This is a genomic window from Paraburkholderia sp. BR14312, from assembly GCF_040948675.1.
Classification (GTDB): Bacteria; Pseudomonadota; Gammaproteobacteria; order Burkholderiales; family Burkholderiaceae; genus Paraburkholderia; species Paraburkholderia nodosa_A.
In genome coordinates, this window is record NZ_JBFPKI010000011.1 from 57,470 (window position 1) to 75,039 (window position 17,570).

The window sequence follows — 17,570 nt, forward strand, 5'->3', positions numbered from 1 at the left end:
TATGCTCTACGCCGACGTCGATGCTCTGTGCAAGCTCGCTCACTGGAACGTGCTTCCGCATTTGCCTGAACTGACGAGTTTTCCTTGGGACAGTATCGCGACGGTCACATCGCTTCGTTTTCGTGCACAACGTTGCATGGAAAGGCCAGACGGCAAGTTGTTTCATTCGACGGACGCAGCTGCCGAAGTAATAACGCACATGAAGCTAATGGCGGCAGCCACCGCTCCCGATCCTGACATCCTAGCTGAATTGTCCGGTCTGTCACAGATTGACGAAGGCGAAGCGGTTCTGCTCAGCTTAACGATGGGGGACCCGGAGGGAATTTTCCTGACTGGCGACAAGCGTGCTCTGCGAGGCTTGGCGCACCATCGTATCTGTCCTCGATTTTCGGCACGAGTGCTTGTTTTAGAGCAGATCCTCGCGCAATGCTTGCGGAAGTACGGTCGTGAGTGGGTTTCGGCAAATTTCTGCCCGCATAAGCACATCGACAAGTCCGTTTCGGCCATATTGGGGAGTCGCTGCGACGCTACTATCGAAAGCATGCTCCAAGGAGTCCGCTCATATCTGAGCGAGATCCGGCGGCTCCACAACCCAGAGATCCTTTATCCGCTTGGGGACATGGCAATTGAGTTTGAATAGCTGCAATTCATTTGGTTCGCGTCCTTCGACGCTGGCGTTGCATGGGCTGTGCCCAAAGTGTGCCCACAGTCGATCCGAACCTCCCCGTAAACCCCCAAATTGAGCCCAAGCTGCGAGTTGACCGGCGCGGAGCAGAGCTACTAAAAATCAAAGACATAGGGCCGTTTCGTGGAATCCTCCGGCGCCCTCATAATCCGCCTCCGAAAGGACGTCGTGGGTTCGAACCCCACCCGGCCCACCATTCGCTATTCCATAGAACTCCAACATATTCCGATGGAGTAGCCGAAACCCTTACTGGGTGGGCTTCTCAGGCCGTCGGCTGTTCCGCTGTTTGCTGGCTTGGTCCGTTGACTTCCGCTGGTTGGTGGGGGTCACACGGTGAACGCGACGAGGTTCGGAGCGCTTACAACTTTGCTGAATACCTGCCCGCACGTCGGAAAATGATGCAGGCTTGGGCCGATCATCTCGATAAATTGGAACGTGGCGCAAGGACGACCCCAAAAGAGCACACACGGTTTTAATAGGAATACTTACCATCATAGATCGATTCCGCTTCGATTTCTTCGAGAAAACTTCAACCGCTCACGCAGCGCGGAGAGAGAAGCGGTGCCGTGGATTCATTTGGCCGATGACCTACCGAAGCAGGCTGGGCGACGCCCGGCTGCCTGAGCAATATGGAATTCAGCCGAGGGCTGACTCGACCAGCCAACGACGTGCAAGCTCGGTGCAGAGCGACGGCCGCTCGAGGGTTGGGAAGTGTCCGCAACCTTCGAGCGACACAAAGCGGGCGTGCGGAATCAACGTGGCAATGCGACGGCCCACGCTGACTGGAACGAAACGGTCAGCATCCCCCCATACGAGCAGTGTTGGTATCCTGCTCGCTGCAAGCGTCGGCCAATGATCTGAACGAGTCAACGTAGCATCCGACTGGCGTGCGAATACTTCGGCCCCCGCGTCGCGGGCCATCTGAACGAACGCAGCCCTCGAAACAACGTCCTGAGAAGGAATCGCATGCTCGGCGAACTCTGCGATTACGCGCTCATGTTCGCCGGAACGAATTCTCTGGCTTGTTGCACGAGCCACATCCGGATTCGGGTGAACGCCTGGTTGGCAGTTCATTAGCCAGATTCCGTGGACACGATCTGGACACCGTGCCAGCACCTCCATTGCAAGGCACCCACCATAGGCTGTGCCAGCTAGGATGAATGGGCCTTTTGTGGAAGCCAAAAGGCTCTCCGCACTTTCGGCAAAAGTCGATTGCGTGAGTACGCAAACAGACGCTGATACAAGATCCTTCAGTCCGTGGACCTGTTCGGCGTACATACGCCCGTCGCACGGCATCGCGGGGAGAAAAATCAGCGGTAGCGGCATAGAGGGAAGACAGGTGTTTTCAGGCCCAGCGGGCGGCGCGCGTGCCGACTAGGCAGCAAAGCGATTGTCCGCGTTTTTGATCAACCTTCCAATTAGAGCAGACGCTCGCGACGGGCTGTTGCAATGACGATCTCATTGACCGTCAACGATCTATAGGTTGATGGCGAACTGCCGTTCTCGGCTGCGGCAGTTCGCCGACCGACTGTCGGCAAGCAAATGGGCGACCCGCGACCGCGGTGCGCAAAGGGCCCAGGCGGTAGCCATTCCCCAACCTAATCGCTGATGTGACCTGGCTCGACCACTTCCTTGATGAAGGCAAGGAGGAGCTCGCTGAGCCGAACCGGCTGCTCCTGTTGGACCCAGTGACCGGCGCCGTCGATCAACTCGATGCCCCCCATTCTCGTCGCCGCCTTCGTCCTCATGAGATCGAGCGCGCCAGGCGCTGAATAGGTGCCCCAATCGCTCTTCCCGCCAATGAAAACCGACGGGACATCGATCGTCTTGCCCGAGAACAGGCGCAACTCAGCGTTCAGGTCAGGGTCGGAGAAGACGCGATAGGCCTGCAGGGCGCCTTGAAATCCCGTGCGGCCATACTCCTCCGTGTACACCCCAAGTTCCGGCTCGGTGAGCCATTTGCAGGCCATGACATCGGCGGAGGAAGGTTGGAATGGAGCGACGGTCTCGGGCATCGTCTTGCCGAGATCCATGACGTAATAAGTGGGCATCTGTGCAAGTTCTGTGGCGGTCAGCGCCTTCAACGGATGCGGCTTGTTTCCCGGCCAGTCGGCGCTTTTGACGTAGAAAAATGCTCGAAGAAACGCGTGTAAGCCCTGAGGGGGGTGCCACATGTCATGGTTCGCCTCTCGTGAACTCAGGTATTGCTGGTAATGCTCTCTCGGCGGGTCGAGTGCCGCCAGCGCGGCTGCTAACTTTTGATTGGCCGTGTTCGGTTGAACCGGCGATACCTCGCTTTCCGCAATGTCGAACGGAAGCGCCGGCGGGCCGGGGAACGGTGCGCTCATCAGCGCCACCGAGGGAAAAACATCAGGTCTGGCTAGCGCACAATAGGCCGCCACGGGCGAGCCGAGGTCGTGCCCGACAAGCATTGCCGTACGCCGATATCCCAATGCCAAAACCAGTCCGAGGGCGTCGCGCGTCATATTCAGAAGGCTGAAGGGCGCTAGCTGGGCGTCGTACTCGTTCACCCAACCGGTGGTGCGGCCAAAGCCCCGCTGGTCAGGCGCTACGACGTGGTAGCCGGCGTCAGCCAGAATTGGAATCAGGTGTCGCCAGCCGTAAGCCAGATCAGGAAAACCGTGCAGAAGCAGTGCGAGCGGCCGGCCGGGTTTGTCGTAACCGGCCTCGAGAATATGGACATCGAGGCCATTTACCCCGTGGATCATGCGCGAGCGAACCGTCTTCGGGAGCGTTCCCTCGGCATATGTTGATGTGGACAAGTCAATTCCTCCAATGGGGTTTGCGCGGGCGGGTCGAATTAAAGAGGCCGCCAGGCTGACCGCGCCCATCGCCAGGACAACTCGTCGGGAAGGCATAAAGCCACGTGGATGACTCATGACGGAACGCCCCGTCCGCGTGCAAGCGCTGGGTTCAGTTCCAGCGAGCGCGCCGCGGCAATCTGGGCAGGCGGCGCATGATTGAACGAACCTTCTTGACTTGCGATTGGGTCGGGAGGCATCGGCAACTCCTGGTATGGTGATCGCCATAGTATGGCAATCACCATAGAATCCGCAAGCGAAACGTGCTATGTTCTCGGCATGCCACGTAAGACTGAAGCCCGCGCCCGTGCGATTGCCACGGCCCAACGACTGTTTCGCATCCAGGGCTACACTGCGACGGGATTGACCCAGCTTCTTGAAGAAAGCGGTGCGCCTAAAGGATCGTTCTACTTTCACTTTCCACGCGGCAAGGCACAACTCGCGGAAGAAGCAATCGATGAGTACGTTGCGAATCGAATTGCTGTATTACGGGACATCTCGGCGAATACGACGGGTGATGCCCTGAATTTTGTTCATCAGATTTTCAGGACCTTTGCGGCCGAAATGGTCGCCTCTGATTTCCAGTACGGATGTCTAATGCAAAATCTGGCGAATGAGCTGCCCGCGCTCGACGCTGACCTGACCAAACGGGTAGCGCGCGGATTTGCTGAGTCGACTGGGCTTATTGCGCAGCATTTCAGGGGATGCGGCTTCGCTCCCGAGCGCGCGTCCGCTACGGCAGCCGCATTGGTTGCAGCCCTCGAAGGCGCGCGGACGATCGCCCGCCTTGAACGCACGCCGGCTATATTCGAGGCGCTGGCAGAGGTCAGTGCCCAAAGGTGGGCTGGTCCGGAGGGGTGATCTGGTCCAGTGTTCTCGGTCGGACGAAATCGGCACCGAGCATCCTGTGAAGACCGTCGGTCTTTCGCCAATGTCCGTTCGCAGACGAGCAGCCACCGCAGGAACGTCTTGGCATTGTCCATTGCCGGACCGCACAACCGGTTTGGCTTCGGCTTAAGCAGGCATATGCCGTGCCAATTCTCTCGACTGTGTTCGCTTGGGACGTGCAGCGGCAGCCGGGGCAATTTGAACGCCTGGAGAATGGCCATGCAGACGAATTCGAAGAAGGCCGAACAGGTCGGTCTCCCGGCGACCTCACGGCTGAGCCGGTCGTACGGCAAGGCTGATTTTGCCGACGCATTTTCGGTGGACTTGCCAGGGACTGCCTGCAACGACGCAGAGTCTCTCGCTCGACACATCTTTGCCGAGCAACCCGAGTGGATCGCGACGCTGCAGGGAGTTCGCGACATTGCCGTATGGCCATTCGGACTTAAAAGAACGGTCGATCTGAAAATCGCGAAGGGAGACCGGCTTAGTATTTTCCGCGTGTTCGAACGGCACAAAGACGAGATCATTCTGGGCGAGAACGACATGCATCTTGATTTCCGTGTGTCGGTGCTCGTGCAGCCTGCATCTGAGGGCCGGCCCCAGCGGCTGATAGTCACTACGCTTGTCTTCTACAATCGTTTGCTGGGTCGGGCCTATCTCGGCCTTATCGCTCCTTTCCACCGCCTCGTCGTGCGAGCCTCGCTCGACCGGGCACAGCGGATCGGATGGCCCGGCCGCTAGCGGCGATTCACCAACGCCCTTCCAGCGGGCCGTAGATGACCAGATCTCAAAGTGGCGGGCTCCTGAGAGCGGTCAGGACCAGGCGTAGCTGTCCATTTTGACCTGTTCAGTCACGCTATCGCACCTTCACTTGCAGCCACTCATGCCCGACAGGGCCGCCGAGGCTGTTCCAGACGCAGTACCAGCTAAATACGTCATTGATCCGTTCTGCCGTCGCCATGTGCATCGTGGAGTATCCGATCATGCTCCAGCCGACGCCGTCATCCTCAACGAGCGGTGACGCAAATAAACGTTGTTCATGATTAGCGCGACGGCGGTCAATGTTGCGCCCCCGATCTGGGCCGACATCGGCACTACTCCGGTCAGCGCGGACACGACGAATGCGGTAATCGGTACGACGTCCATGAACAGCACGCCGTTCATCGGACCCAGGATCCGGTTTCCGGAGACCCAGAACAAGATCGCGCCGAACCCAGCGACAGGCCCCATGTAGAGCAGATGCGGCGCAATGGAACGCAGCATCGACAACGTCGGCGCGGGCACCGCGTGCAGTGCAATCAAGATCGCGTTGACGGTAACGATCGTGGTAAGACCTAGCCAGGTCGTCATCGTTGTGTACTTCAATGCTGACCAGCGTGCGAACCGCGCCGAGCCGAACGTGTATACCACCCAACAAAACGCTCCGATCACGATCAGCACGCTGGCAGCGTAGTGCTGGGGTCCGTGAATGGCGGCCAGCAAATCGCCGTTCGTAATCACCAGCGACACGCCTGAGAACGATGCCGCGACGAACAGAAGCGAGAGCACTGGTGGTGCGCTGCGTCGTAGCCACGAGCTAAGAAGCAAGCCCATCATCGGTTGCGTTGCCATCATGATCGACGCATCGAGCGCGCCGCCCGGCCCGGCAAGTTGCTGCCCGAGAAAAACGAACGAGCCGAAGCCGCAAAAGCCGACAGAGCCGAGCAACCACGCAGTCCCGAGCGAGTGGCCGTGGGCGGCAAACGCGCCAGCACCTTCGCGATACCGTAGCAGCATAGCGAAAGCGACCCCGGCTATCAGATAGCGCAGGGACGTAAACGTGAATGGATCGACGTGTGTCAACGCGTCAGTCATTATGGGAAACATCGCGCCCATCAGCACCGTACCCACCAGGCACAGTGCAACGCCCTTCCAGTAACGTATCGAAGATGCAGATGAAGCTGAGATTGATTTCATGACTGATCGTTCTCAAAATAGGTTAAAAAAATGCCAGCGGCCGCCGACATCCCAACAATCACCGACTCGTGCCGATGGAAACGTTCATCTCAGACCAGCGCTCGCATCGTCATGTCCACAATCGACGTGAGCGCGGATTTGTCCAAGTCGGTCTTGCCGAGCACTCGCATCCCCTGAACGATGCAGAGCAGAAACCGACCAACCTCCTCTGCGTCCAAGCGTTTATCGAATTGGCCAGCCTGCTGGCCGCGCGCGATCGCAAGACTGAACTGCGTCGCGATGCGGTGCAGCGTCGATTCGATGTGGGAACGCATGTCCTGGTCGTCCGGTAGCAACTCGATCGCCGCATTGGTGATCAAGCAGCCGTGCCGATCGAGCAGATTCGCGCTGACCAACGTGTAATGCAGCAGCGCCGCGCGCAACGCGTCAGCCGGCGGCATGTCGGCGGCCAGCCGCTCCTTCAGCCGCGCGACTGCACCTTCCGCATAGCGATCGAACGCCGCGACAAGCAAACCGTGCTTGTCGCCGAAGGTCCGGTAAAGACTGCCGCGGAACACGCCTGTAGCGTCGCACAGCGCCTCGACAGGCGTCGCGTGATAACCATGCGCCCAAAATATTCGGGCAGCAGCGTCGATCGCCTGGTCGACATCGAATTCCCGCGGTCGGCCGCGTTCCGCAGAACGTCCGGGACGGGAGCGAGCGCGAGTTCGGGAACTGTCGAAGGTAGTCATGGAGTAGATATTAGAACCAATCGTTCTCAAAATCAACCTGCAGACTCTATTCCAAAACGCTCGCTGGGCGATCGAGGATCTTCAGTTTTCTGGATGAACCTTGATCGCCGCAATCGGAAATAAGAGAGGGATACTGATGCCGGAATTGAACGGCCGAGTGCACCAGTCGTCTGGGACGCGCCTGATGCAACAGGCATAGTCGACCCGGAGCGGTCCTATAGAAACGTAGAGAGGATTGTCGCGTCCTCGCGCGAGAGCCATTCAGCTGCGGCGAAATGGGTGCTTTTGCTTACCACCCCTCCCAAAACGACTAGTTCGATTTGGAAGTCAATGCAACGTTCGCTGGACCTGTTGCAGGCGGCGCTTCCGGCTCGTCGAGATGGCATTCGAAATAGAGGAGGTGATGCCACTCGCCATGGATGGGCGAGTTACGCTGACAAGATTGACTCTACCGACGATCGTATCGTCGAGCCAAACGAGGTACTGATAGGCTCGATCTCCGTCTCTATCGCTAGTTGCTGCTCTTATCGCTTCGCGAACCGCGGAAGCGCTGTAGTAGTCGCAAGGGCGAGCGTTAATCCATTGCTCGAAGTAGGCCCGGTTTTCGATCTCGAATGCAAGTAGCGCGTCGGCATCGCTCAACGTCGGGGGAGTCATCGTTGTCGTCCAACGGCTCGGGTGTGCACAAGCAGGAAATCACTCTCGGGACTAAAGCGCGGATCTGATCTTGTGCAGCGAGCTGTTGCAGGGCCCTCGGAAGTCGACGGCCTTCCGCCAGGGATAAGCCGAAATCCGCAGGCGTCGCGCCTTCAACCGGTCGTCGCACAGCGCCGACAGTGACCCTTTCTCCCGTTCCTTGCCGCTCCAGATAGATTTTCCAATGCAGTTCCATGACCGTCTCTCCCCAGCGGCTCAAGAACTCCAGTGTAGTCGTTGCGGTCGACTCCCCCCGATCTCGTGCGCTCCCGTGGACGCCGCTAGCGGAAATTGCGAGCGACAACATCGGCACACTCTCACGAAACGCTCGCATGTGCCGCGATCAGAGCCGCCTGAATTAACGCTGTAAACGTGAAATGATTAAATAATGATTTTGTAATTAATGGATATTTGCACCATTGCGATGATCGACAGAAAGCGCTTGAACCACGTTGGTGCCGGAATTCGCAATTAGAGAGCAAATACTTAAACATGATATTGCTCCATCAAAAAAAGTTTTCTCACTGGCATTTTTTTTTGCTATCTTCGACTCGCTTCAACAAAACTGACACATAGATCTGGCGGTCCGAGACCCCTGATGGCGTCCAGGCGGAGGGCAAATGACGGATAGTCGGCCGCGTTGGTGCCGAAGCGAAATGTATTGGGTTAGTACAACTATCGATTGTCGATAAGCACAAGAAGCATTGCGGGTTCATGAGCGGCCAGGAAATTGCCGCGTGGGCTGCATTTGCTAATTCGTAGTGCGAATGTAATTTCGCACAAGTCGGTTTCTGCCACGCGCGACTTGTGGTCATGGCGTGACGAGGGTTTTCTGCGGCAGGATTGGGGCGTACTGCGCCGAGGGAGCGAAGGTGGTGATGAAAGTGCAAATGGGAGCGCCAGCCGAAGGCGTGCGCTCGGGCGGACCAGGCCGCCCACGCGAATTCGGGCGTAGGCAGCAGAACCCTGTGCGCCGCTACGGCGGAATTGGCGCGGTAATCGTATTGCACATTGTGCTCATCTACGCGTTGGTCAATGGTCTTGCAAACAAGGTCGTGCAGGTGATTCAGCATCCGATTGAAACGAAGATCATCCAACCCGTAGCACCGCCGCCGCCGCCCCCGCTGCCTACCGTGCAGCTGCCGCCGCCGAAGTTCGCGCCTCCGCCGCCGCCTTTCGTGCCGCCTCCAGAAGTGCCGGTGCAGGCGCCACCGCAGCAGTCGATCGTGCATCAGGCTGCGCCCGTGGTCAGCGCGCCTGTCACCGCACCGCCTGCACCACCCGCGCCGCCTGCACCCGTGCAGAAGCCGGTGAGCCACGAAGTGGGCGTCGTGTGTCCAAACTCGGATGAGATCCGTTCGTCGATCCGCTATCCGAAAGAGGCACAGGACAACGGTGTGACCGGCGACGTGCTCATCGAATTCGTGGTGGATCCGCAAGGTCATGTTACGAATGAGCGAGTGGCGCAGTCGGCCAATGACGACAGTCTGGATGCCGCGGCATTCAACGCAGTCAAGAAGTTCAACTGCATTTCGCAAGGCCAGCCGGTACGCGTGCAGGTTCCGTTCTCGTTCAGTCTCAACTGACGCTCGGGCTGCATGTATCGGGTGGCGACTCATTACCCGGATTTTTAGATGTTCAACGGATGAATTGGAGCAGGCATGAAAAAGCGTTCCTACGCCGCACTCGCGGCAAGCATGTTGATCGCGGTAGCCACGGTCGATACCTTTGTCGCGCCGCAGCTTGCCAACGCGCAGGCTAGCATCCCTGCGGCAGTCGCGTCGGCGCCCGCCACCGCAGCCGTCGCCGCACCGTCACCCGCCGCGAGCGCGGACCAGCCGGCGCCGCCCCCCGCACCGGCCACCTCGGAGACGGTCACGAACCCATACGGTCTCGGCGCGCTCTGGAAGAACGGCGACTTCGTCGCGCGCTTCGTCCTGTTGCTGCTCGTGGTGATGTCGATGGGCAGCTGGTACATCATGATCACCAAGTTCTTCGAGCAGTTCCGCGCAAACCGTCGTGCGAAGAGCGCTGACGAGCAGCTCTGGAGCGCGCCGTCGCTAGCAGAAGGCGCAAAGCAGCTCGAGGAGTCGTCGCCGTTCCGGTTCATCGCGGAAACCGCGATCGAGGCCGGCGAGCATCACGACGAAGCGCTGCTCGAGGCCGTCGATCGAAACACGTGGATCGACGTTTCGGTCGAGCGCGCCATCACCAGCGTGTCGAATCGCCTGCAGGACGGCCTGGCATTCCTCGGCACAGTGGGCTCGACCGCGCCGTTCGTCGGCCTGTTCGGTACGGTGTGGGGCATCTATCACGCGCTGACGGCCATCGGTATTGCAGGTCAAGCTTCGATCGACAAGGTCGCGGGTCCGGTCGGTGAGGCGCTCATCATGACCGCCATCGGTCTGGGCGTGGCCGTGCCGGCGGTGCTCGGCTACAACTTCCTCGTGCGACGCAACAAGGCTGTGATGGAGCGTGTCCGCGGCTTCGGCGCGCAACTGCATACGGTTCTGCTGGCTGGCGGCAAGCGCGTCGCGCGCTCCGCGCCGCGCGCCGCCGTCATGGCCGACTGAGCGAGGAGTACGCCATGGCCATGAGCGTTGGAGGCGAGGGCGATGACGACGAGGTCATCTCGTCCATTAACACGACGCCGCTCGTCGATGTGATGCTGGTATTGCTGATCATCTTTCTGATCACGATTCCCGTGGTGACGCATACAGTGCAGCTCCAGCTACCGAAGCAGACGGTGACGCCGCTGCAGACGCAGCCGAAGAGCGTCGAGATCGCGGTCAATCGCGATGGCGACTTCTTCTGGTACGAGCAACACGTCGATGCGCCGACGCTGCTGGCACGGCTGAAGACAGTGTCCGTGCAGACGCCGCAGCCGGAAGTGCATATCCGCGGCGACCAGGCGACGCGCTATGAGGCCATCGGGCGCGTGATCACGTCGTGCGAGCGGGCGGGAATCGCCAAGGTGTCATTCATTACGGAGCCGCCGGCGCGCGGCGGTTAAGGGGCGGTTATGGGCATGAACGTATCGTCGGGCGGTGGAGCAAGCGAACCCGAAGTGATGGTGGACATCAACACGACGCCGCTGATCGACGTGATGCTGGTGTTGCTGATCATGCTGATCATCACCATTCCGATCCAGATGCACGCGGTGAAGATGAACTTGCCGGTGGGCAATCCGCCGCCGCCGGCCGTGCAGCCGGAGGTGGTGCAAATCGACATCGACTTCGACGGCGCCATGACCTGGAACGGCACACCGGTGCCCGATCAGGAGACGCTGGAGCGCAGGTTCGCGCAGGTCGCGGCCGAACCGGAGCAGGCAGAAATTCATTTGCGTCCGAACCGGCTCGCGCCATACAAGGACGTGGCCGAAGTGATGGCCGCGGCCCAGCGCGAAGGCGCAACGAAGATCGGCTTGATCGGCAACGAACAGTACATGCAGTGAGGCATTCGAAAGCGATGAGCATTTCTTATCGATTCAAGAGGACGGCGCTTGCGCTCGCGGTGAGCGCATTGTCGACGCTGGCCATGGTGCCGACAGCGGCGCGGGCGGCGGACACGCTACGTCCCGACGTGGCGAAGCCGCTGAACGATGCGCAGAACCTGTACCGCGCGCACCACTACGAGGACGCTCTCAACAAGATTGCGCAGGCCGCGGCCGTATCGAACAAGACGCCGTACGAAACGTTCATGGTCGAGGAGATGCGCGGCGCCTCCGCAATGGCGGCGGGCCAGAACGGCGTTGCCGCGCAGGCGTATGAATCGCTGCTCGCGAGCGGGCAGCTCAAGGGGGAGGACGCCCAGCGCACGACGGCGGCGCTTGCGGGCATCTACTTCCAGCAGAAGAACTATGCCCAGGCGATCAAGGTCGCGCAGCGCTACCAGAAGGCTGGCGGCGGCGATCCCCAGATGGCCACGCTGCTGGTCGAGTCGTACTACCTCTCCGGCGACTACGCCAGCGCGACGCGTCTGCTGAGCGCGAGCGTCGAAGCTCAGGTGCGCGGCGGCCATACGCCGGAGGAGGCGCAACTGCAGCTGCTCGGTACCTGCGCTCAGCATGCGAACGACCAGGAAGCTTATCGCAGTGCGCTCGAAAAGCTCGTGGCTTATCACCCAAAGCAGTCATATTGGGACGACCTGCTGCACGCGATTCGCAGCAAGCCCGGCTATCTCGGCGCACTGGATCTGGACACGTATCGCCTGCGCCGCGCGACGGGCTCGCTTTCCAGCGCCGATGACTACATGGAGATGACGCAACTGGCGATCGTTGCCGGGTCTACGGCCGAAGGCAAGCAGATCATCGATCAGGGCTTTGCGTCTGGCGTGCTGGGTCACGATGCTGGAGCCGATCGCGAACGTCGCCTGCAGGCACTAGCGGCAAAGCGCGCCAATGCTGCGCCCGACCCGGCCAATCCCGTCGCACCGTTCGATGCGGCATTCAATCAGGTGTATGCGGGGCAGGCGAAGCAGGGTCTCGCGACCATGGAATCGCTCATTGTGAAGGGTGGCCTTGATCACCAGGATCTAGCGCGACTGCGCCTCGGCGAGGCTTATTTTGCCTCGGGGCAGAAAGCGCGAGCCATCCAGGCTTTCAATGCAGTACGGGGAAACGATGGCAGCGCCGATCTGGCGCAGCTCTGGGTGCTGGTGGCATCGAAGCCGTGAGTGGTTGAGCGAACCGCAACAACGCATCAAAGTTCGGTAGTTAATTAGGTATACGTAGGAAAGAAGGAGTGGCGTGGCCCGGTTTGGCTCGGCAGGGGTGGATGTGACAGAAGTGAAGCAGCACGAGGTTTTGGGGGCAAGTGGTCGGCTGTAAATGGAAGAGCCCTGGGGAGGGCGAATCCAGGTAAAAAGTGGCGCGATGCGACAGCGTCGTCAAATCTAATGCGGGGGTTCACGAGACATTGCTTCGCATAACGAAGTAGACGTGACCGACGAGAGAGAAGGGGGAAACTGTGAAACAAAGAGCATTGGCTGTTGCCATTCGAAGAATAATCTGGGCGGAATTGGCGTTTTCAGCGGCGTTTGCGGTACCGGCGTTCGCGCAGAGCCAGCCCGTGACCAACGGCGGCGCGGCGATCGCGGCGGATAATGCAACCGCGCCAGCGTCCGCGCAGCAGTCGGGCGCGAGCGCGCAGACGGGTGCCGACAGCACGGGCGGCGCAGCCGCCACGACTGGTGACAAAGCCACCGTCAAGCAGCTGAAGAAGTTCGAAGTGACCGGTTCGCTGATCCGGCAATCGGACAAGACGGGCTTCCAGCAGGTGCAAACGATCACCACGAAGGACATTCAGAATAGCGGCGCGACGACCGTGGCCGACTATCTGCGCTCGGTTTCGGCCAACTCGGCCAATAGCTGGAGCGAAGGCCAGGCGGGCAACTTCGCGGCCGGCGCGGCGGGTATCGCGCTGCGCGGCTTGAGCGAGAAGTACACCCTCGTGCTCGTCGACGGCCAGCGCGTTGCGCCGTTCGCCTTCTATTCGAACAGCACCGACAATTTCTTCGACCTCAATACCATCCCGCTCAACGCCATCGATCGCATCGAGATCGTGAAAACCGGCGCTGTGTCGCAGTACGGCTCGGACGCCATTGCGGGCGTGGTCAACATCATCACGAAGCACGATTTCCGCGGCCTTCAACTCGACGGCAGCTACGGCAGTTCGGTGAGCGACGGTGGCGGCAACGGCACGACGAAGTTCGGCGTTCTGGCGGGCTTCGGCGACCTCAATGCGGACCGCTTCAACGTCACCGCATCGGCGAGTGTCTATCATTCGGCGGGCTCGACGCTGGCCGACCGCGATTCCACGTCGGCGCAGGACTTCACGAACAAGCCGGGCGGCCTCTCGCTGCTCGCGCCGTCCTATTGGCAAACGGGGCCCAACACCGCACAGGCGTTGAGCGGGTGTCCATACGGCGGCTCCGTCCATCCTGCCGGCAGCAATTTCCTGGGTGCGGCTGCTGGGCTGGGCGGCACGGTGTGCGCGTTCAACACCGCCAACGGCATGTCGATCGCGCCGGAGACGACGCGCGCGAGCGCAAAGGTCCACGCCGACTTCAAGGTCGACGACACGACCACCGCCTTTGCCGATCTGTGGGAAAGCTACACCCAGACGACCACGAACGACGGTCTCTGGAACAACATCGTCGGCAGCCCGCAAACGCCGACGCTCACCTATACTCCGGGCGTCGGTCTGACGCCGTTCAACAACGTCGTTCCCGCAAGCAACCCGTACAACCCGTATGGCGTGGACACGCCGCTCACCTATTCGTTTCCGCGTACCGTGGCAGAAGAGACGTACGCGAACTTCTGGCGTGCGTCCACGGGCATTCGCGGTTCGTTCTCGGTGCCGAAGTATGGGGACTGGGACTGGTCGACTGCTTATAGCCACTCGCAGAGCAACGTTTCGAACACCTACACGAATCAGCTCAACGCTGCGACGCTCAATAACATCTACCAGAACGGCACATTCAACTTTGCCAATCCGTCGTCGACGCCGAACGGCCTGAACGGCCTGTACATGGATGCGAACAACCAGGGCATATCGAAGCTCGATACGGTTGACGCAACGCTCGCCACGCCGAATCTGTACCATCTGCCAACGGGCGATATCGGTGTCGGCTTCGGCGCCCAGTTCCTGCACCAGAGCGAAGTCATCAACCCGGGCGCGGAGTTTTCCCAGGGCCTCGTGGCGAACCCGATGCTGCAGACCGTCAACGGCCAGCGCAATGTCGCGGCGGTGTACTACCAGGTCGACGTGCCCATCGTCCACAACCTGACGTTCAGTCAGTCGGGCCGCTACGACCACTACAGCGACTTCGGGGGCGCGTTCTCGCCGCGCTTCGCCCTGCGCTATCAGCCCGTCAAGGAGCTGACGATGTACGGCTCCTATAACCGCGGCTTCCGCGCGCCGACATTCGTCGAAAACAGCACTTCGCAGACGCTCGGTATCCAGCAGTCGGCCACCGGCACGGTCACCACGATCACCGAGGGCAATCCGAACCTGCAGCCTGAACGCACGCGCAACATCAACCTCGGCTTCCAGACTTCGCCGACGCGCACGACCGATTTCGGCTTCGACTGGTACAAGATCCGCGTCGATCACGTCATCGGCGAGGCGGCTTCGCCGTCGCAGGTCGTGACGAATGCGCAAGGCCAGGTGGTTTATGAAGTGTTCCCGTACGAGAACCTCGGCTACCTCGACACGAACGGCTTCGAAGGCACCTTCCGCCAGGCGTTGCCGACGAAGGCGGGCACTTTCACGCTGACGGCCGACTGGGCGTACGTGAAGGACTTCACGCTCGGGCAGTCCACGGGTCCCATCAACGGTGCGGGCAACAACTTCACGATCACGCAGCCGTTCGGCGGCAGCTTCCCGCGCTGGAAGGGCAATACGACGCTCGACTGGGCCTATCACGGCTGGAATGCGGCGCTCACGTGGATGTACACGGGACCGTACGCACAGACGCTTTCGGTGGCTGCGCCCACGCCGGTTGCCGACAAGGTAGGTTCGTATAGCCAGTTCAACCTGATGGTCACCTACACGGGCATCAAGCACTGGACGATTTACGGCGGCATCAACAACATCTTCAACCGCACGCCTCCGTTCGATCCGATCTTTGCCAGCAGCGCGCTCGACCAGACGGGCTACGACACGTCGCTGTACAACTATATCGGCCGTTTCGCGCAGATCGGAGCGACGTACAAGTTCTGAGCGATCGGTGCAACGTGGTGAGTAGTCGATGAGGCAGGCGGCCAAGGCCGCCGGCCTCGAATGTTTCCTGTAGTGGCGAGCGACGGCGGCAAACCCCTGCCACGTCGGACAGACGAACCGTGCATCGGCCAGACGCCGGTGTGCGTCCTCATGCAGACAGACGATGAGATTGAAGAAGTTGAGCTTGTCACGATTGTCGCCGCATTGGTCAGGTGCGGTTTGCGCACTGGTCATGGCAGTGGGAGTGGGTGCGCTTGCCGGGGTGCCGGCACGAGCGGCTACGGCGCTCGCGCAGTACGATCAGCCGAAGTATCCCGCCGGCTTCACCCATTTTGACTACGCGGATCCCGATGCGCCGTCGAACGGCGTCCTGAGTTTCGAAAACTACAATGAGTACCAAAGTTACGATTCGCTGAATCCTTTCCTCGTGCGAGGCGCACCCGCGCCGGACATCCAGAATCTGATGTTCGACACGCTGATGCAGCGCAGTTGGGACGAACTGGCGTCCGAATATCCGCTGATCGCCGATCGCGTTGACGTCGCGGCCGACCTGGCTTCGGCGACGTTCCATATCAACCCGGCTGCGCGCTTCTCGAACGGCGATCCAATAACGGCCACCGATGTCAAATACTCGTTCGATACGCTCACGAGCCCTCAGGCTTCGCCGCTCTTCAATGCGCAGTTTTCGGTGATCAAGAAGGCGGTCGTGGTGAGCGCCTCGACAATCCGTTTCGAGTTCCGTCGAGCGGAGCGTGACGCGCCGCTCATTGCAGGCGACTTGCCTATCTTCTCGCCCAAGTGGGGGATGAAACCGGACGGCACGCGCGTTCCGTTCGACCAGTTGTCGAACGAACCGCCCATTGCGAGCGGCGCGTATCTGATCGCCGAACGCAAGAACGACAAGCAGATTGCGTATCGCCGCAATCCCGCGTATTGGGCGGTCAATCTGCCCACGCGCCGCGGCATGTACCACTTCGAGCGCATCACGTTCAAACTCTACCTCGACCTGTACACGCAACTCGAGGCGTTCAAGGCCGGCGATGCCGATGTGCACGTGGAAGACAGCGCGACCCAATGGGCGCGCAAGTACGTGGGCAAGAACTTCCGTAACGGCACGCTCAAGCAGACCAATTTCCCGGACGGTCCCGCACAGATGCAGGGCATGCTATTCAATCTGCGCAAGCCGATGTTCCAGGACGTACGCGTGCGCCATGCGCTTTCTCTCGCGTTCGACTACGACTGGATGAACCGCATGATGTTCTACGGTCAGTACCTGCGCCTGCACAGCTATTTCGAGGCGAGCCCGTTCGGCGCGACCGGCACGCCGGGCGAGAAGGAGTTGAAGCTGCTCGAACCGTGGCGCGCGAGCCTGCCGCCGGAAGTGTTCGGGCCGATGATCAAGCAGCCAACGACGCTGCCGCCCGATTCGCTGCGCGGCAATCTGCGTGAGGCGCGCGATCTCCTTGCGCAGGCGGGTTGGCATTATCGTGACGGCGCGCTGCGCAATGCCGCGGGCGAGCCCATGAACATCGAAATCCTGGACGACCAGCCGGGCATGGACCGCGTGATCCTCCCCTACACGCAGGCCCTCGCGACGCTCGGCATCAGTGCGCATCTGCGCGAAATCGACAGTGCGCTGTACCAGAAGCGCCTGGACAATTTCGACTACGACATGACCACCTGGCTCTACAGCCCGGTGACGATTCCCGGCGCGGAGCTTGAACGCCGCTTTGGCAGCGCGGCTGCCTCGCAGGTGGGCTCGGAAAACTATCCGGGCGTGCGCTCGCCGGCCGTCGACGCGCTCGTGAAGGCGGTGCAAGCCGCGAACACGCTCGACGATCTCGAAGCGGCAACGCGTGCCCTCGATCGTGTGTTGCTGAACGAGTACTACCTCGTGACGGAGTACTACCCACCTAACGCGCGCATCGCATACAAGACGTCGCTCGGTTATCCGTCAGTCGTGCCCGTATCGTTCGGGTCCCAGGACTGGATCATCGATTACTGGTATCGCAAGCCGCAAAACGCGCCGGTCGCCCGGACCGCGCAAGCGGCCGCCCACTGAGGACCA

At 60.4% G+C, this 17,570-nt stretch carries 14 protein-coding genes and 1 pseudogene; 11 read left to right on the plus strand and 4 right to left on the minus strand.

Annotation, left to right across the window (positions count from 1 at the left end):
* The first annotated feature begins 1 nt into the window (after position 1).
* Positions 2-640, plus strand: coding sequence for a hypothetical protein (locus AB3X98_RS28280; RefSeq protein WP_368603330.1), 639 nt, complete (start codon positions 2-4; stop codon positions 638-640).
* 371 nt (positions 641-1,011) lie between these two features.
* A pseudogene (locus AB3X98_RS28285) lies at positions 1,012-1,161 on the plus strand (integrase); the annotation flags it as partial.
* 160 nt (positions 1,162-1,321) lie between these two features.
* Here AB3X98_RS28285 and AB3X98_RS28290 read toward each other — a convergent pair.
* Together AB3X98_RS28290 and AB3X98_RS28295 are read right to left on the minus strand one after the other, a co-directional pair.
* A complete protein-coding gene (locus tag AB3X98_RS28290; protein ID WP_368603331.1) occupies positions 1,322-2,011 on the minus strand; it encodes an alpha/beta fold hydrolase in 690 nt (229 codons plus the stop codon).
* Positions 2,012-2,283: 272 nt separating this feature from the next.
* Positions 2,284-3,414, minus strand: a complete 1,131-nt coding sequence (locus tag AB3X98_RS28295; RefSeq protein ID WP_368603491.1) for an alpha/beta fold hydrolase — start codon at positions 3,412-3,414, stop codon at positions 2,284-2,286.
* 324 nt (positions 3,415-3,738) lie between these two features.
* On the opposite strand from AB3X98_RS28295, the gene AB3X98_RS28300 reads away from it, so the two are divergent.
* Together AB3X98_RS28300 and AB3X98_RS28305 are read left to right on the plus strand one after the other, a co-directional pair.
* Positions 3,739-4,368: a TetR/AcrR family transcriptional regulator gene (locus AB3X98_RS28300; protein WP_368603332.1), complete on the plus strand. Its 630-nt coding sequence runs from the start codon at positions 3,739-3,741 to the stop codon at positions 4,366-4,368.
* A 246-nt stretch (positions 4,369-4,614) separates the two neighbouring features.
* Positions 4,615-5,136: a DUF2867 domain-containing protein gene (locus tag AB3X98_RS28305; protein ID WP_069261326.1), complete on the plus strand. Its 522-nt coding sequence runs from the start codon at positions 4,615-4,617 to the stop codon at positions 5,134-5,136.
* Positions 5,137-5,376: 240 nt separating this feature from the next.
* Here AB3X98_RS28305 and AB3X98_RS28310 read toward each other — a convergent pair whose 3' ends face one another.
* Positions 5,377-6,351 carry a DMT family transporter gene (locus AB3X98_RS28310; RefSeq protein WP_368603333.1) on the minus strand — a complete coding sequence of 325 codons (975 nt, stop codon included), beginning with the start codon at positions 6,349-6,351 and terminating at the stop codon, positions 5,377-5,379.
* Between the two features lie 89 nt (positions 6,352-6,440).
* Entirely contained in the window at positions 6,441-7,082 is a 642-nt protein-coding gene (locus AB3X98_RS28315; RefSeq protein WP_069261324.1) for a TetR/AcrR family transcriptional regulator, read from the minus strand.
* Between the two features lie 1,586 nt (positions 7,083-8,668).
* On the opposite strand from AB3X98_RS28315, the gene AB3X98_RS28320 reads away from it, so the two are divergent.
* The 7 genes from AB3X98_RS28320 to AB3X98_RS28350 all read left to right on the plus strand — a co-directional run bounded on the left by AB3X98_RS28320 (position 8,669) and on the right by AB3X98_RS28350 (position 17,564).
* Positions 8,669-9,364 carry an energy transducer TonB gene (locus tag AB3X98_RS28320; RefSeq protein WP_368610352.1) on the plus strand — a complete coding sequence of 232 codons (696 nt, stop codon included), beginning with the start codon at positions 8,669-8,671 and terminating at the stop codon, positions 9,362-9,364.
* Positions 9,365-9,439: 75 nt separating this feature from the next.
* Entirely contained in the window at positions 9,440-10,351 is a 912-nt protein-coding gene (locus tag AB3X98_RS28325; protein ID WP_368603335.1) for a MotA/TolQ/ExbB proton channel family protein, read from the plus strand.
* A gap of 14 nt (positions 10,352-10,365) precedes the next feature.
* Positions 10,366-10,791 (plus strand): biopolymer transporter ExbD, encoded by a 426-nt coding sequence (locus tag AB3X98_RS28330; RefSeq protein ID WP_069261321.1) that lies wholly within the window; start codon positions 10,366-10,368, stop codon positions 10,789-10,791.
* A gap of 9 nt (positions 10,792-10,800) precedes the next feature.
* The gene (locus AB3X98_RS28335) at positions 10,801-11,232 is read left to right on the plus strand and encodes a biopolymer transporter ExbD (RefSeq protein WP_069261320.1); all 432 of its coding nucleotides are present in this window, start codon (positions 10,801-10,803) and stop codon (positions 11,230-11,232) included.
* 83 nt (positions 11,233-11,315) lie between these two features.
* Complete coding sequence (locus AB3X98_RS28340) at positions 11,316-12,452, plus strand: tetratricopeptide repeat protein (protein ID WP_368603492.1); 1,137 nt, start codon at positions 11,316-11,318, stop codon at positions 12,450-12,452.
* Positions 12,453-12,745: 293 nt separating this feature from the next.
* Positions 12,746-15,502, plus strand: a complete 2,757-nt coding sequence (locus AB3X98_RS28345; RefSeq protein WP_368603336.1) for a TonB-dependent receptor plug domain-containing protein — start codon at positions 12,746-12,748, stop codon at positions 15,500-15,502.
* Between the two features lie 232 nt (positions 15,503-15,734).
* Positions 15,735-17,564: an extracellular solute-binding protein gene (locus AB3X98_RS28350; RefSeq protein WP_368603337.1), complete on the plus strand. Its 1,830-nt coding sequence runs from the start codon at positions 15,735-15,737 to the stop codon at positions 17,562-17,564.
* The last annotated feature ends 6 nt before the right edge of the window (positions 17,565-17,570 follow it).

Excerpts from the sequence above, each read along its gene's own strand:
- AB3X98_RS28280 (WP_368603330.1), top strand. The coding sequence starts at position 2 with ATGCTCTACGCCGACGTCGATGCTCTGTGCAAGCTCGCTCACTGGAAC.
- AB3X98_RS28290 (WP_368603331.1), bottom strand. The coding sequence starts at position 2,011 with ATGCCGCTACCGCTGATTTTTCTCCCCGCGATGCCGTGCGACGGGCGT.
- AB3X98_RS28295 (WP_368603491.1), bottom strand. The coding sequence starts at position 3,414 with ATGATCCACGGGGTAAATGGCCTCGATGTCCATATTCTCGAGGCCGGT.
- AB3X98_RS28300 (WP_368603332.1), top strand. The coding sequence starts at position 3,739 with ATGGCAATCACCATAGAATCCGCAAGCGAAACGTGCTATGTTCTCGGC.
- AB3X98_RS28305 (WP_069261326.1), top strand. The coding sequence starts at position 4,615 with ATGCAGACGAATTCGAAGAAGGCCGAACAGGTCGGTCTCCCGGCGACC.
- AB3X98_RS28310 (WP_368603333.1), bottom strand. The coding sequence starts at position 6,351 with ATGAAATCAATCTCAGCTTCATCTGCATCTTCGATACGTTACTGGAAG.
- AB3X98_RS28315 (WP_069261324.1), bottom strand. The coding sequence starts at position 7,082 with ATGACTACCTTCGACAGTTCCCGAACTCGCGCTCGCTCCCGTCCCGGA.
- AB3X98_RS28320 (WP_368610352.1), top strand. The coding sequence starts at position 8,669 with ATGGGAGCGCCAGCCGAAGGCGTGCGCTCGGGCGGACCAGGCCGCCCA.
- AB3X98_RS28325 (WP_368603335.1), top strand. The coding sequence starts at position 9,440 with ATGAAAAAGCGTTCCTACGCCGCACTCGCGGCAAGCATGTTGATCGCG.
- AB3X98_RS28330 (WP_069261321.1), top strand. The coding sequence starts at position 10,366 with ATGGCCATGAGCGTTGGAGGCGAGGGCGATGACGACGAGGTCATCTCG.
- AB3X98_RS28335 (WP_069261320.1), top strand. The coding sequence starts at position 10,801 with ATGGGCATGAACGTATCGTCGGGCGGTGGAGCAAGCGAACCCGAAGTG.
- AB3X98_RS28340 (WP_368603492.1), top strand. The coding sequence starts at position 11,316 with ATGGTGCCGACAGCGGCGCGGGCGGCGGACACGCTACGTCCCGACGTG.
- AB3X98_RS28350 (WP_368603337.1), top strand. The coding sequence starts at position 15,735 with ATGGCAGTGGGAGTGGGTGCGCTTGCCGGGGTGCCGGCACGAGCGGCT.